This is a genomic window from Methylobacterium sp. J-092 (assembly GCF_022829325.1).
Classification (GTDB): Bacteria; Pseudomonadota; Alphaproteobacteria; order Rhizobiales; family Beijerinckiaceae; genus Methylobacterium.
Genome location: NZ_JAKSXU010000111.1, coordinates 49,366 through 63,958 on the forward strand (window position 1 = coordinate 49,366; position 14,593 = coordinate 63,958).

A 14,593-nucleotide genomic window follows, 5' to 3' on the forward strand; every position below is an offset into this window, starting at 1 on the left:
TCGCGATGGCATCCTGCCGATGCGCCGGCCCGACGAGGGCTCGTCGGGCCGCGCCGACGCATTCGGCACGAAATTTCCGGCTTCGGAGGGCCGAGGTGCGCTGGAGCACCCCGAAGCGGCTGCGTCGGGCGCAGGAAACATTCGTGCAACCCGCGGCGCCTACCGTGGGTGCGTTCGATGACCCGACAACGGCGAGGCAGCACAGATGACCATCGCGACCCGGCTCCTGCGTCTTCCCGTCGTCCTCGTGGCCCTGGCCTTCGCCGTCACGCCGCTCGCCAACCCGCTCCTCCTGGCATTGGCCGCCCTCGCGACCGGTCTGCTGCTGGCCTATCGCTGCCTCGCCGACCTGCTGTCGGCGGAGCACGAGTCGACGGTCGGCCAGACGGTGTTCCGCCACTATCTCTGAGCCGGCCCGGTTGCCGCGCGCGGAGGGATCTCCGAGCGCTACGAGACCGCGATCAGCTTGTCGGCCATCGATTGCGCCTTGTCCCGGCGCGACGAGAACGCCATCGTGTAGAACACGCGCTGCACACCGATCTGGCTCAGCCGCTCCTCGCACAGCTCGATCAGTCGGCAGATGTCGGCGAGCTCGCCCTCGATGTTGGTGCCGTTGGCATGCATCTCGGCGTCGAGCCCGCTCGTCTCCAGGATCGTCTTAATCTCGCGCACGTAGGGCGAGACCGAGGGGCCGACGCCCATCGGCACGATGCACAGATCTGCAACAACCTTCATGAACTTGTCCTCGGTGGCGGGCGCGGGGTTATGTCCGGCTGCAACGCCCGCTACATAGCGAGCCAGACCGCAGGAAGCCGGCACCGCGCCGTTCTGGCCGAACCGTGCCGCGTTTCCCAGCCCGACCCAACCCCCAACCCAACCGACTGTCGATGGAGATCTCCGTGACCGACCCCAAGCGCCGCGCCTCCCTGGCGGCCGTTGCCGCGGTGGCGCTCGCCTGTTTCGCCGGCGGCGCCGAGGCGGCCCAGTGCGGCAACTCGGCGAGCGGCTTCGAGGCCTGGAAGACCCAGTTCGCCGAGGAAGCCCGCGGCCGGGCGAGCGCCGCGAGCCTCGCCGCCCTGCAGGAGACCTCCTACTCGACGCCGACCATCTCGGCCGACCGCGGCCAGAAGAGCTTCAAGCTCTCGCTCGACCAGTTCCTGGCCAAGCGCGGCGCCACCACCATCGTGTCGCGCGGGCGGGCGCTCAAGCGCCAGAACGCGGCGCTGTTCGCGCAGATCGAGCAGCGCTACGGCGTTCCCCCCGGCCCGCTGCTGGCGATCTGGGGCATGGAGACCGGGTTCGGCGCGGTGCGCGGCAACGTCAACACGCTGTCCGCGGTGGCGACGCTGGCCTACGATTGCCGCCGCTCGGCCTACTTCACCGACCAGCTCTACGCGGCCCTCACCCTGGTCGACCGCGGCCTGATCACGTCCGCCACGCGCGGCGCGGCCCACGGCGAGGTCGGGCATACCCAGTTCCTGCCGAAGAACGTGCTGACCTACGGCACCGGCGACCTAAACAACGTCGGCGCGGCGCTCAGCTCGACGGCGAACTTCCTGAAGGGTCACGGCTGGCAGGCCGGCGCCGGATACCAGCCCGGCGAGCCCAACTTCGCCGCGCTCCAGGGCTGGAACGCCGCCTCGGTGTACCAGCGCGCCATCGCCCTGATGGGCCGGCAGATCGACGGGGACTGACCTCGGCGATCGGACAGGCCGCCACGGCGACGAACCCCGGCCGAGAACGGCCACGATTAGTCGCCGGTTAACCATAAAGCCGCCCCACAAAAACCGGGCGGGCTGAGCCATCTCACCGCTCGGCCGATCGGGCCGGGAGGGTGCGGATCGGCCCGCTTGCACGGATACGTCCGGCAGTCGCGGGATCGGATCGACGGCATCCGTTTGGAAACAGGCGGTGCCCGCATGGTCGAAGATCCCTCCTCCGGCCCACAGGCGCAACGGTTTCGGTCGAGCGCGAGCCTGCGCCGCGTCGCGCTGAGGGCGGCCTCGGTCGCAGCCGTCGCCGCCCTCGTCTCGGGAAGCGTCGTCCTCGGCGGCCTGCGCACCGCACCGACATTGGACCCCCTCGTCGCCTCGGCCGGCGCCGTGCCCGGCGCGGTCGCTCAGGACCCGGCGCCGACGCTCGGAGCGGAAGCCCGCGCGCGGTGGCGGGAGGCCCTGCTCGAAGCGTTCCCCGACTGGTCCGCCGAGCGCCCGCAGGCGCCGCCGGAGCCGGCGACCCCGTTTGCGCAGCAGGAGCCGGTCCCGCAGGACGCGCCGCCTCCGGGCGCGCCGCCTGCTGCCGAGCCCAACCTGCTGGCGCAGACCGTGCCGCTGCCGGTGCCGCGGCCGCCGGAGTTCCGGCGCCCGATCGGTCCCGAGACGACCCGCCGCGCCGACCGGCAGGCGTCCCGCCGCAGCCGGACGGCGCAGATCCCGGCGCCCGCCCCCGACGATCGCAATTTCCTGGAGAAGTTCTTCGGCATCGAGCGCACCGCGACGCCGGCGTTGGCCTATGCCGCGCTGGAGACGCCCTCCCCCGCGAACCTGCCGCGCCAGCGGATCGTGCCCCCGGCCAACCCCGACCCGGCGGCGGTCGCGATCTACGACATCAGCGCGCGGATCGTGACGCTGCCCAACGGCACCAAGCTCGAGGCGCATTCCGGCCTCGGCGAGATGATGGACGACCCGCGCAACGTCCACGTGCGGATGCGGGGGGCGACGCCTCCCGGCACCTACGACCTCACCGAGCGCGAGGACCTGTTCCACGGCGTCCGCGCGATCCGGCTCACGCCGGTGGGCGGCACCGCCGCGGTCTACGGCCGGGTCGGGCTCCTCGCCCACACCTACATGCTGGGGCCGACAGGGGCCTCGAACGGCTGCGTGTCGTTCAAGGACTACCAGGCCTTCCTGCAGGCCTACCTGCGCGGCGAGGTCCAGCGCCTCGTCGTCGTGCCCGGACGCGGCCAGGACGCACCGCCGAGCGTCGCCCAGCAGAGCCCCCCGGCTCCGGCCCCGACGCCGGGCCGTTCGGCCCGGCTCGGCAACGACGTGTAGGGGCGCCGCCTCAGAGCGGCACCACGGGGCCCTTCTTCGCCGACAGCCCGTCGATCAGCTTCGGATCGAGCTTGGTGTGGGCCTGGACGAGCGCGTGCGGCGTCAGCGCCATCCACTGGCGCAGGGACAGGTCGGCGTAGCGCGGGCTCTTGAACATCTCGAGGAAGGTCAGCGGCGTGTCGCCGGTGTTCTCGATGTAGTGGCCCATGGCGAACGGCACGTAGCCGACGTCGCCGCCCTGATAGTCGAAGGTCCGCGCCTTCGACTCCGAGCCGAACACCGTCATCCGCCCCTTGCCGGAGAGGTAGTACTGCCACTCGTCGCCGTTCGGGTGCCAGTGCAGCTCCCGCATCGCGCCGGGTTCGAGCTCGACCAGCGCCGCGGCGATCGTCTCCGAGGCCGGGAAGTTGGTCGAATCGGTGATCCGCACCGTTCCGCCCTTCGTGCGGATCGGCTCCTGCGCCAGCATTCGGTGGCTGAACGACTTCGGGATCGGCCCGGCGCCCCCCATCCGGTCGCCCGCCAGCGGGCCGGGCTTCGGGCCGGGGAAGATGTAGAGCTCGCGCTCGGGGATGTTCGCGAAGGCGCTCTCCGGCAGGCCGAAGTTCTTGGCGAGCACCTCCTTCGGGGTGTGCGCCAGCCAGTCGGTGATCAGGAAGGTCGAGTCTTCTGAGAAGCCGCCATCGTCGAACACCAGCAGGAACTCGCAGCCGTCGACGTCGGATTCCAGCGCCTGGATCGAGTGCGGGATTCCGGAGGGGAAGTACCACAGGTCGCCCTCGCCGACGTCGTCCGCGAAGGTCCGCCCGTCCGGATCGATGGCGGTGATCCGGGCACGGCCCTTGATCATGTAGGACCACTCGGCCTCCTTGTGCCAATGCATCTCGCGCACCGCGTTGGCCTTCAGGCGCATGTTCACGCCCGCCATCGCCTTCGAGATCGGCAGCTCGCGCACCGTGGTCTGCCGGGCCCAGCCGCCCTCCTCCAGGCGCATGTGGCTGTCGGCGAACGACCATTTCAGGTTCGGCATCGTGCCGTGGTCGGTGGCGGGCGGCGCGACGGTATAGGGATCCTCGGCCTCGCGGGCGGGGTTGCGCGGCCCGAGGATGTCCGCCCCCTTGCCGGCGCGCTCGGGCATCGGCCCTTCGGCGGCGCGGGCACCGCCGGCGGCGAGCGCGGTGCCGGCGGCGATCAGGGTACGGCGTGAGATGTCGTTCATGCGGCCTGTCCGTGGATGCGATGGGTCCTGCGCCGTCGCCTGGCCCGGGTCCGTCGGTGGATCATCGGCGTGGCGACGGCGTGCGCGGCAGGACAAGCCGCATGGTTGCGATCCGATCCCGCCATTCCTGGCATGGCTGCAACGCGTGGCGGGCGAACCTGTCCGAACAGTCATCTTCCCGCGATCTCCCGGTCATCCGGGCGGGTGCAGGATGCGGACGACCGAATGATGGAGGGCAGCCCGACCGTGACCGTCCAAGCCCATTCCGCCCCGTCCCGGTCCGCGCTATGGACCGAACCCATGCGGCTCCTGATCATCGAGGACGATCGCGAGGCGGTCTCCTACCTCGTCAAGGCGTTCCGGGAGGCCGGGCACCTCGCCGACCACGCGACCGACGGCCTCGACGGCTACGGCCTCGCCTGCGACGGCGCCTACGACGTGCTGATCGTCGACCGGATGCTGCCGAAGCTCGACGGGCTTTCGCTGATCCGCTCCCTGCGCGAGCAGAGGGTGACGACGCCGGTGCTGATCCTGTCGGCGCTGGGGCAGGTGGACGACCGGGTGAAGGGCCTGCGCGCCGGCGGCGACGACTACCTGCCGAAGCCCTACGCCTTCTCGGAGCTGCTCGCCCGCGTCGAGGTGTTGGCCCGGCGCGGCGGCTCGTCCGCCGCGAGCGCCGAGGCGACCGCCTACCGCGTCGGCGACCTCGAGCTCGACCGGCTCTCCCACCGGGTGACGCGGGCGGGCCAGGACGTCGCCCTGCAGCCGCGCGAGTTCCGGCTGCTGGAGTACCTGATGCGCCATGCCGGCCAGGTCGTGACCCGGACCATGCTCCTGGAGCACGTCTGGGACTATCACTTCGACCCGCAGACCAACGTCATCGACGTGCACGTCTCGCGCCTCAGGGCCAAGCTCGACAAGGGTTTCGGCACGCCGATGATCCACACGATCCGCGGCGCCGGCTACATCCTGCGCGCCGACGAGGCGCGGCCGCCATCATGATGCCCGCGAGGACGGATCGAGCCCGCGCGATCGCCGGCATCGTCGTCCCGTGACGCCGCACGTCCCGACGCCGGATAGCGCCTTCGTCCGCATCCAGAAGCTGTTCCGGACGACGGCGTTCAAGCTGTCGATCGCGTACCTCGTCGTGTTCGCAGCCTGCGCCGGGGTGGCGCTCGGCACCATCGCCTGGAGCGCCCGTCGCGTCCTCGACGACCAGATCGTCTCGACGATCGACGCCGAGATCAACGGGCTCGCCGAGCAGTACAACGGCGGCGGCCTGCGCCGGCTGATCTCCGCGGTCGAGCGAAGGGCGGCCGAGCCCGGCGCCTCGCTCTACCTCGTGACCACGGCCAACGGCGACCACGTGGTCGGCAACGTCGGCGACCTGCCCGCGAGCGTGCTGGCGACGCCGGGACAGGCGGAGACCGTCTACGGCCGCAGCCGCGAGACGCAAGGGCGCGAGACCCATCGCGCGATCGTGCGCATCTTCACTTTGCCCGGCGGCTTCCGGCTGCTCGTCGGCCGCGACGTCGAGGAGCGCGACCGCCTGCGCGGGGTGATCGCCAGCACCTTCGGCACCTCGCTCGCGGTCGTGGTGCTGCTCGGCGTGATCGGCGGCTGGGTGGTCGCCGGCCGGGTCCTCAAGCGGGTCGACGCGATGACCGAGACCGCCGGCACCATCATGGCGGGCGATCTCGGCCGCCGCCTGCCGGTCGCGGGCAACGGCGACGAGCTCGATCGCCTCGCCCAGAATCTGAACCTGATGCTGGAGCGGATCGGCGAGCTGATGCGCGGCCTGCGGGAGGTCTCCGACAACATCGCCCACGACTTGAAGACGCCGCTGACGCGCCTGCGCAACCGCGCCGACGAGGCGCTTCGCGGCGAGCGCTCGCCGGACGCCCTGCGCGCGGCGCTGGACGGGGTGATCGAGGACAGCGACGGCCTGATCCGGGTGTTCAACGCGCTCCTGATGATCGCGCGGCTCGAGGCGGGCAACGCCCGCGAGATGATGGCGCCGTTCGATCTCGGACCGTCCGTGCGGGCGATCGGCGAGCTCTACGAGGCGCTGGCCGAGGAGCGCGGCCAGCGCCTCGACGTGTCGGCGCCGGACGGCCTGATCGTCGACGGCAACCGCGAGCTGGCGGGGCAGGCGCTCGCCAACCTCCTGGACAACGCGATCAAGTACGGCGCCGAGGCCCGCGGCGGGTCGCCGGGCGGGATCGTGATGGCGGCGTCACGGATCGGTGCGGAGATCGTCGTCACGGTGGCCGATCGCGGCCCGGGCATCCCGGAAGCCGAGCGCGGGCGCGTCCTCGACCGCTTCGTGCGCCTGGAGGACGCCCGATCGGCACCGGGCTTCGGCCTGGGCCTGAGCCTCGTCGCCGCCGTCGTGCGCCTGCATCAGGGGCGCCTGACGCTGGAGGACAACGCGCCCGGCCTGCGCGTGGCGATCGCCCTGCCGGCGGCGGGCGCCGCGAACCGGCAGAGCCCGGACGCTCCGTCGGAGGGCGGGGCCTGATCGCGACGGCGACCTTCGCCGGCCGGGACAGGGCGGCCTGCGCGACGAAGCGCGGACCAACCGGCCCGCGATCGTCTCCCGCCGGTGCGTCGGCCGGCAACCGGCACGATCGCGGGATGCGCGCCCTCAGCTCTCGGCGGTCGCTTCGTCGATCTCCGAAGCCGCCTCGTCCTCGGACGCGTCCTCGTTCTCGAGTTCCGCATCGGCCTCCGCATCCGCGTCGGCGGACGTCGCCTTGGCAATGCTGATGAAGTCGCCCCGGCGGATCGCCTCGCCGCCCGAAGCCATGGTGCTGAGGTAGGCGTTCAGCGTGGCCGGCGCGACGTCGGGCAGGCGCTGCGCGATTTGAGCGGTGGACAGGCCCTGCGGGCCGGCGCTTTCCAGGAGGGCGCGGAGCCGGCCCTTCGCCGAGTTCGCCCGGGGACCGCGCGGGCCGCGCGTCGAGGTCTGGCCGGGCGTCGCGACGCGCTCGGCGCTCCTTCGCGCCGGGCCGTCGCCGAGCGACACGGCGGCATCGAGCGGCGTGTTGTCGACGATCGACCGCAGCGCCCCCTCGGCCATCTGCAGCTTTGCCAGCTCGGTCCCGATCCGCTCGTACTCGGCCTGAAGGAGATCACGGCGCTGGCTGATTTCCGCAAGTGCCTTCGTGATGGTGTGATCTTCTGCCATGGCCGCCTCTACTCTCGAATGGGGGCCATAACTCATAGGCGCCAAGACGGGTCAAGACCGGCAAGGGCATTGCCATCTGTACGTCAGGAAAACCGCCCTGCGGATGCCGACGCCCTGGCCTGAGGCCGCGGACCGGGTAAGACACGATCGCCGGGCCGCTGCGACGAGCCCGGCGCTGGAACGCATGCGATGACCGAAGACCCAGCCGCCGGCCCCCACGTCTCGATCGACGCGATCGCCGCGCGCTTCGAGCGCTGCGCCGCCACCATCGGGGTCGTCGGGCTCGGCTATGTCGGCCTGCCGCTCTGCCTCGCGGCGACGGAGGCCGGCTTCGCCGTCGTCGGCTTCGACATCGACGCCGACAAGCCGGCGATGCTGATGCGCGGCGAGACCTATCTTGAGCACATTCCGGCGCCGGCGGTGGCGGCGATGGCGGGAAGCGGCCGCTTCCGCGCCACGACCGATTTCGACGGTCTGGCGCAGGTCGACGCGATCCTGATCTGCGTTCCGACGCCGCTCACCCGGCAGCGCGAGCCCGACCTGTCGTTTGTGCGCACGACCACGCAGGAGATCGCGAAGCGCTTGCGGCCGGGGCAGCTGGTCGTGCTCGAATCCACCACCTGGCCGGGAACGACCGATCAGGTCGTGCGACCGCTGCTCGAGGCGCTCACCGGCTATCGCAGCGGATCGGACTTCTTCCTCGCCTTCTCGCCCGAGCGCGAGGATCCCGGCAACCGCGCCTTCAGCACCGCGACGATCCCGAAGATCGTCGGCGGCGACGGCCCCGCGGCGGCGCGGCTCGCCGAGGCGCTCTATGCGCCGTTCGTCGCCCGCACGGTGATGGTGTCGTCCACCGCGACGGCGGAGGCGACGAAGCTGACGGAGAACATCTTCCGCGCCGTCAACATCGCCCTAGTCAACGAGCTGAAGGTGATCTTCGACGCGATGGGGATCGATGTCTGGGAGGTCATCGAGGCGGCCAAGACCAAGCCGTTCGGCTTCACCCCGTTCTATCCGGGCCCCGGCCTCGGCGGGCACTGCATCCCGATCGATCCGTTCTACCTCACGTGGAAGGCGCGCGAGTTCGGTATCGCGACGAAGTTCATCGAGCTCGCCGGCGAAATCAACCAGCAGATGCCGGGCTTCGTGCTCGACAAGCTGATCCGCGGCCTCGACACCCACGCCGGACGCGGCCTGTCGGGCAGCCGGATCCTGATCGTCGGCCTGGCCTACAAGAAGAACATCTCCGACATCCGCGAGAGCCCGGCGCTCAGGCTCTGGTCGATGCTGGAGGCGCGCGGCGCGCGGGTCGCCTACCACGATCCGTTCGTGCCCGCGGTTCCCGCGACGCGGGAATATAGGACGCTACAGGGCGCGAGATCGGTCGCGCTGACGGACGGGACGCTGGCGTCGTTCGACGCCGTGCTGATCGTGACCGACCACGACGCGGTCGATTACCCCGCGATCTGCGGGAGCGCCCGGATCGTCGTCGATTGCCGCAACGCGCTTCGCAGCCGCGGGCTGACCGCGAAGATCGTGATCTTGGCGTGATAGCGGCGCAGTCTTCCCTCCCCCCTTTGCGGGAGGGGAAATGCACCCGACCTTCCGGTTCGATCCGACCTCCTAAGTCAGATACGCCTTCAGGTTCCGGCGGATGCGGTCGAGCGGCACCTCGGCCGGGTCCGGCAGGGTGAACGTGGCGCCGGTGATCGTCTCGTAGGCGTTGATGTAGACGGCCGCCGTCTCCAGCACGATCTCGGCCGGGATTTCCGGGATCGGGTCGTTGTAGGGGTCGCAGCGCGCCACCACCCAGTTGCGGACGAAATCCTTGTCGAAGCTCTCCGGGGCCGCGCCGGCGGCGAAGCGCTCGGGATAGGTCTTCGCGAACCAGTAGCGGCTGCTGTCGGGGGTATGGATCTCGTCGGCGAGCACGATGCGGCCGTCGGCGTCGGTGCCGAACTCGTACTTGGTGTCGGCGAGGATCAGCCCGCGCCGCGCCGCGAGGTCCTGGCCGCGGGCGAACAGCGCGAGCGCCGTCTCCGATACGGTCCGCCACTGCGCCGGCGTAAGCAGGCCCTGGTCGAGGATCGCGTCGGCGGTCAGCGGCGCGTCATGGGCACCGTCGGCGGCCTTGGTGGTCGGGGTGATGATCGCCTGCGGCAGCCGCTCGTTCGGGCGCATCCCGTCCGGCAGGGTATGGCCGTACATCGTGCGCGCGCCGGCCTTGTACTGCGTCAGGATCGAGGTCGCAGTGCTGCCGGCGAGGTAGCCCCGCACCACGATCTCCACCGGCAGGATGTCGAGGCGTTGCCCGACGAGCACGTTCGGGTTGGGATAGGCGAGGACGTGGTTCGGGCAGAGGTCGGCGGTCGCCTCGAACCAGTAGCGGGCGGTCTGCGTCAGCACCTGGCCCTTGAAGGGGATCGCGGCGAGCGCCCGATCGAAGGCGCTGATCCGGTCGCTGCTGATCAGGATGCGGCGCCCGTCCGGCAGGTCGTAGTTGTCGCGCACCTTGCCGCGATAATGGTTCGGCCATTCCGGCAGCGTCGCGTCCTCGAGGACTTGGTGGGCGTGCGGGGCGAGGGATGCCGTGTCCAAACCGGGTTGCTCCATCAGGCTGCGCGGATGACCGGACGCGGTGTGAACCAGCGCACGCGGCGTGACCAGCCCCCGCCTCCGATGCGGGGCGCGAGCCTTGCAGGACGGCGCCGCTCATGAAACCGCTCCGACCTGCGCGCGGTCCGCAGGCCCGGCTCGATCCGACGAACGTGAAGCGAGGGATTCTCGACGTGTCCCACACCCATCGACCGCCGCGCATCTTCGAGACCGTCGAGGGAGGGCGCCTCGCCGAGACGCGGACCGACCCCGCCTGGCGCCTGTGGGGGCCGTATCTCAGCGATCGGCAATGGGGCACGGTGCGGGAGGATTACAGCGCCGACGGCGCGGCCTGGGACTACCTGCCCCACGACCATGCCCGCTCGCGCGCCTATCGCTGGGGCGAGGACGGCATCGGCGGCTTCGCCGACAAGGACCTGAACTGGTGCCTGTCGCTCGCCCTGTGGAACGGCCGCGACCCGATCCTCAAGGAACGCCTGTTCGGCCTGACCAATGCCGAGGGCAATCACGGCGAAGACGTCAAGGAGCTGTACTACTACCTCGACGGCGTCCCGACCCACGCTTACATGCGGATGCTGTACAAGTACCCGCACGACGCGTTTCCGTATTCTCGCCTGACCAAGGAGAACGCGCGCCGCGGCCTCGACGACCGCGAGTTCGAGCTGATCGATACCGGCCTGTTCGACGCGGGCCGCTACTGCGACGTCACCATCGAGTACGCCAAGGCGGGGCCCGACGACGTGCTGATGCGGGTGACCGCGATCAACCGCGGCCCGGATGAAGCGACGCTGGCGCTGCTGCCGCAGCTGTTCTCGCGCAACACGTGGTCGTGGGCGAACGGCCCGCGCCCCGACCTGCGGCTCGCCGCCGACGGCACCGTGCTCGCCGTCCACCATGCCATGCCGGCGATGCGGCTCCATGCCGACGGGGCACCGGAATGGCTGTTCTGCGAGAACGAGACCAACGCCCACCGCCTGTTCGGCGCGCCGCAATCCGGCTACCCGAAGGACGGAATCGGCCGTCGCGTGGTCGACGGGGAGATGGACGCGGTCAATCCTGACCGGTCCGGCACCAAATGCGCCGGCGTGCACCGGCTGACCATCGCGCCGGGCGGCGAGCAAAGCGTGCGCCTGCGCTTCCGCATCGCGGAGGCGTCCGGCGACGCCTTCGCCGACTTCGACGCGGTGTTTTCCGCCCGCATCGCCGAGGCCGACGCATTCTACGCCGCGTTGCAGGCCGACATCGCGGATGCCGACCGCCGGGCGGTCCAGCGCCAGGCCCTGGCCGGGATGCTGTGGTCGAAGCAGCTCTACCATTACGACGTGCGCGAGTGGCTCGACGGCGACCCGGCCCAGCCGGCCCCGCCCGAGGCGCGCAAGGCCGGCCGCAACGCCGATTGGCGCCACGTGCGGGCGCACGACATCATCTCGATGCCGGATGCCTGGGAATACCCGTGGTTCGCCTCCTGGGACCTCGCGCTCCAGAGCCTCGTCTTCGCGACGATCGACCCCTATTTCGCCAAGGGGCAGATCCTGCTGCTGCTCGACGACGCCTACGGCCACCCCAATGCCGAGGTGCCGGCCTACGAGTGGAACTTCTCCGATGCCAATCCGCCGCTGCACGCCTTCGCCGCGTGGCGGGTGTTCTCCCTCGACCAGGCGCTGACCGGGCGGCCGGACCACGACTTCCTGCTCCGGGTGTTCAACAAGCTGACGATGAACTTCACCTGGTGGGTGAACCGCAAGGACGCATCCGGGCGCAACCTGTTCCAGGGCGGCTTCCTCGGGCTCGACAACATCGGCCTGTTCGACCGCTCGAAGCCGATCGCGGGCGGGGCGCTGACGCAGTCGGACGCGACCGCCTGGATGGCGATGAACGCGCTCGAGCTGATGCGGATTGCGGTGGAGCTTGCGCTGCGCGATCCCGCCTACGAGGACATGGCGGAAAAGTTCTTCGAGCATTTCCTGCTGATCGCCGATGCCGCCGCGCGCAGGGGCGGCCTCTGGGACGAGGCCGACCAGTTCTTCTACGACGTGATCGAGACGCCGGGCGGCGAGCGCATCCCGATCCGCGCCCGCACCCTCGTCGGGTTGATCCCGATCTGCGCGGTCGCCGTGCTGCGCGAGACCGACCTCGTGAAGCTGCCCGGGCTGCAGAAGCGGCTGCGCTTCTTCCTGGAGAACCGGCCCGACCTCGCATCCCTGGTCTCGCGCTGGCAGGAGCCGGGCGAAGGCGGCACGGCCCTGCTGTCGCTGCTGCGCGGCCATCGCCTCAAGGCGCTGCTGCGGCGGATGCTCGACGAAGGCGAGTTCCTGTCGCCGCACGGTATCCGCGGCGTCTCCAAGGTCTACGAGCGCACGCCGTTCCACTTCGTCTGGGACGGGGCCGACCTGACCCTGCCCTACGAGCCGGCCGAGTCGCGGACGCGGCTGTTCGGCGGGAACTCGAACTGGCGCGGGCCGATCTGGCTGCCGATCAACTACCTGCTGATCGACGGCCTGCGCCGGTTCCACCGCTATTACGGGCCCGACTTCCGGGTCGAGGCCCCGACCGGCTCAGGGACCTTCCTGTCGCTGCAGGAGATCGCCGACGAGCTGGCGAACCGCATGATCGGGCTCTCGACCCGCGGGCCGGACGGGACGCGCCCGTTCCAGGCGACGAGCAGGCTGGAGCAGGAGGACCCGCATTTCCGCGACCACGTGCTCTGCTACGAGTACTACCACGGCGACACGGGCCGGGGCCTCGGCGCCTCGCATCAAACCGGCTGGTCGGGCCTGGTCGCGCTGCTGATCCAGCAATGCGCGCTCGGTCCGATCCACGCGCTGTCGCCCTCGGGCGCCTCGTGACTACTGGGTGAGCCGCAGCGTGCCGATGCTGGCCGCGATCTGGTTGAAGGCCGAGATGAGGCTGTTCGAATCGTTGGCGACGAACGATTGGGACGCCGTCGTCGCGCAGTTACTCAGGAGGTTCAGGCCGGCACTGTCGATCGGGTCCGAGGGCACGCTGAAGCCGATCGTGTAGATCGAGATGCCGGCGCTCTTGGCGTTGCTGCAGGCCAGGGCCGTCAGCGCGTCGAGGGCGGCGCGTGCGTTGCTCGCGTTCGTGACGTTCTGGTTGCCGGGCGGGAGCCGCGGATTCGGCGTCGAACCGTCGACGTTCTGGAAGTAGCCGGCGGCGAAATACATCGACTGATTGAACGGCGAGTAGCCGTTCGTCGCCCAGCTGTTGGCGCCGTCGGTCATCAGGATGATGATCTTGTTGACCGTGCTCGACGCGTAGGGCGCACCGTCGGCGAAGACGCTGCTCGGCGACAGCGTCCGCCAGCCCCACATCAGGCCCTCGTGGATGTTGGTCGATCCGAGCGGCGCCATCGCGTTGATCAGCGACTTCAGCGTCGCCGTGCTGCTGGTCAGCCGTTGGAGCGGGCGGGTGGTGCAGCCGAAATTCGGGCCGTTCGGGATGCCGGTATAGCTGTTCGACGCGGTCGGCGATGCGTCGCGGGCGTTGACGTACTTGCAGGCGCGGCCCTCGGCGGCGGCGAAGGTGGTGCTCGACTGCGACTGGCTCGCACAACTGTTGGCGTTGGTGTAGTCGTCGATGTAGCTGTTGAAGCTGAACGCAGAATTGTTGTTGTAGCCGGCGAAGGTCGTGCTGCCATCGCCCGGCTCGTCGGGCGCGAACATCGGCACGTAGTACGAGCTTGGGTTCGAGCTCGTCGGCGCGCCGTCCTGGACGTTGAGCGGATAGGGCAACGTTTCCAGGCACCCGGCCCAGCCCCAGCCCGAGTAGGCGCTCTGCAGCGCCGTGAAGAGGCCGAAGCGGTTGGTGAAGCCGGCGGAGGCCGGTGCGATCACGTTGGTCCAGTGATAGGCCGACTTGCCGTTCTGGTCGATCCAGGTGGCATAGCGGTAGGCGGCCGGATCGACCGCGACCGCGGCGGCGAACGGCACGATCGAGATCTTGGTGCCGGTGGCGAAGGCGGCGTTGGTGTACACGTAGTCGACGAAGTTCGTCGCCGCCGTCTGCACCGCCTGGAGCTTGCTCTGGCCGCCGCTCGATTCCGCCATCGAGCCGGTGTTGTCGAGCACCAGGGCGATCTCGAAGGTCTTGGGCACCGGGGTGGCGCAGCGCGCCGACCCGCCCGGGCGCGGGGCCGTCACGCCCGTGATGCGGCTGTAGAAGACCGGCGAGACCATGTGCGTGGTCAGGGTGATCTGGCGCGGGTTCGCCGTCACCGCCAGCGGGTCGACCGTGAGGCCGGTCGCGCCCATGTAGCCCGTCATCATCGCGACGGCCTGGGCCTGGAGAGCCGGGTTCGTCGTCGCCATCGGCGTCTGGCACAGAGCGAGGGCGGTGGCGTCGGTCGCGGCCTGGAGCTTGGTCTCCATGTAGGTGGCGAAGCCGTAATCGATCGCGGCGCCGGTGAAGCCGAGGAGCGGCAGCGCGAGCAGCCCGAACAGCAGGACGACGTTGCCGTCGCGCTGCCGCGCGAAGCGGCCGAGATGTCGGCGCATC

12 protein-coding genes are annotated in these 14,593 nt (G+C 70.3%); 7 read left to right on the top strand and 5 right to left on the bottom strand.

The genetic code is table 11. From position 1 onward, the window contains the following. Positions 1 to 205 precede the first annotated feature (205 nt). Positions 206 to 409 (top strand): hypothetical protein, encoded by a 204-nt coding sequence (locus MKK60_RS12495; RefSeq protein WP_147725574.1) that lies wholly within the window; start codon positions 206 to 208, stop codon positions 407 to 409. Positions 410 to 447: 38 nt separating this feature from the next. Here MKK60_RS12495 and MKK60_RS12500 read toward each other — a convergent pair whose 3' ends face one another. Further along, positions 448 to 735, bottom strand: a complete 288-nt coding sequence (locus MKK60_RS12500; RefSeq protein WP_243949564.1) for an MTH1187 family thiamine-binding protein — start codon at positions 733 to 735, stop codon at positions 448 to 450. A gap of 152 nt (positions 736 to 887) precedes the next feature. On the opposite strand from MKK60_RS12500, the gene MKK60_RS12505 reads away from it, so the two are divergent. Then, positions 888 to 1,694, top strand: a complete 807-nt coding sequence (locus MKK60_RS12505) for a lytic transglycosylase domain-containing protein (RefSeq protein WP_147725576.1) — start codon at positions 888 to 890, stop codon at positions 1,692 to 1,694. A gap of 225 nt (positions 1,695 to 1,919) precedes the next feature. Then, entirely contained in the window at positions 1,920 to 3,053 is a 1,134-nt protein-coding gene (locus tag MKK60_RS12510) for a DUF2778 domain-containing protein (protein ID WP_243986178.1), read from the top strand. Between the two features lie 10 nt (positions 3,054 to 3,063). On the opposite strand, the gene MKK60_RS12515 is transcribed toward MKK60_RS12510, so the two are convergent. After that, positions 3,064 to 4,272: an oxalate decarboxylase family bicupin gene (locus MKK60_RS12515; RefSeq protein WP_147842201.1), complete on the bottom strand. Its 1,209-nt coding sequence runs from the start codon at positions 4,270 to 4,272 to the stop codon at positions 3,064 to 3,066. 300 nt (positions 4,273 to 4,572) lie between these two features. Here MKK60_RS12515 and MKK60_RS12520 point away from each other — a divergent pair, with 300 nt between their 5' ends. After that, positions 4,573 to 5,274: a response regulator transcription factor gene (locus tag MKK60_RS12520; protein WP_243935262.1), complete on the top strand. Its 702-nt coding sequence runs from the start codon at positions 4,573 to 4,575 to the stop codon at positions 5,272 to 5,274. Between the two features lie 49 nt (positions 5,275 to 5,323). Further along, a complete protein-coding gene (locus MKK60_RS12525; RefSeq protein WP_243935420.1) occupies positions 5,324 to 6,793 on the top strand; it encodes a sensor histidine kinase in 1,470 nt (489 codons plus the stop codon). A gap of 126 nt (positions 6,794 to 6,919) precedes the next feature. Here MKK60_RS12525 and MKK60_RS12530 read toward each other — a convergent pair whose 3' ends face one another. Then, positions 6,920 to 7,462, bottom strand: coding sequence for a hypothetical protein (locus tag MKK60_RS12530; protein ID WP_243986180.1), 543 nt, complete (start codon positions 7,460 to 7,462; stop codon positions 6,920 to 6,922). Between the two features lie 189 nt (positions 7,463 to 7,651). Between MKK60_RS12530 and MKK60_RS12535 the strand changes: the two genes are divergently transcribed. Then, complete coding sequence (locus MKK60_RS12535) at positions 7,652 to 9,013, top strand: nucleotide sugar dehydrogenase (protein WP_243986182.1); 1,362 nt, start codon at positions 7,652 to 7,654, stop codon at positions 9,011 to 9,013. Positions 9,014 to 9,085: 72 nt separating this feature from the next. On the opposite strand, the gene MKK60_RS12540 is transcribed toward MKK60_RS12535, so the two are convergent. Further along, complete coding sequence (locus MKK60_RS12540; protein ID WP_243986184.1) at positions 9,086 to 10,060, bottom strand: phosphoribosylaminoimidazolesuccinocarboxamide synthase; 975 nt, start codon at positions 10,058 to 10,060, stop codon at positions 9,086 to 9,088. Positions 10,061 to 10,251: 191 nt separating this feature from the next. Here MKK60_RS12540 and MKK60_RS12545 point away from each other — a divergent pair, with 191 nt between their 5' ends. Further along, on the top strand, positions 10,252 to 12,924 hold the full coding sequence (locus MKK60_RS12545; protein WP_243986186.1) for an MGH1-like glycoside hydrolase domain-containing protein: 2,673 nt from the start codon (positions 10,252 to 10,254) through the stop codon (positions 12,922 to 12,924). Here MKK60_RS12545 and MKK60_RS12550 read toward each other — a convergent pair whose 3' ends face one another. After that, positions 12,925 to 14,592, bottom strand: coding sequence for a vWA domain-containing protein (locus MKK60_RS12550; protein ID WP_147727838.1), 1,668 nt, complete (start codon positions 14,590 to 14,592; stop codon positions 12,925 to 12,927). Position 14,593 lies beyond the last annotated feature (1 nt).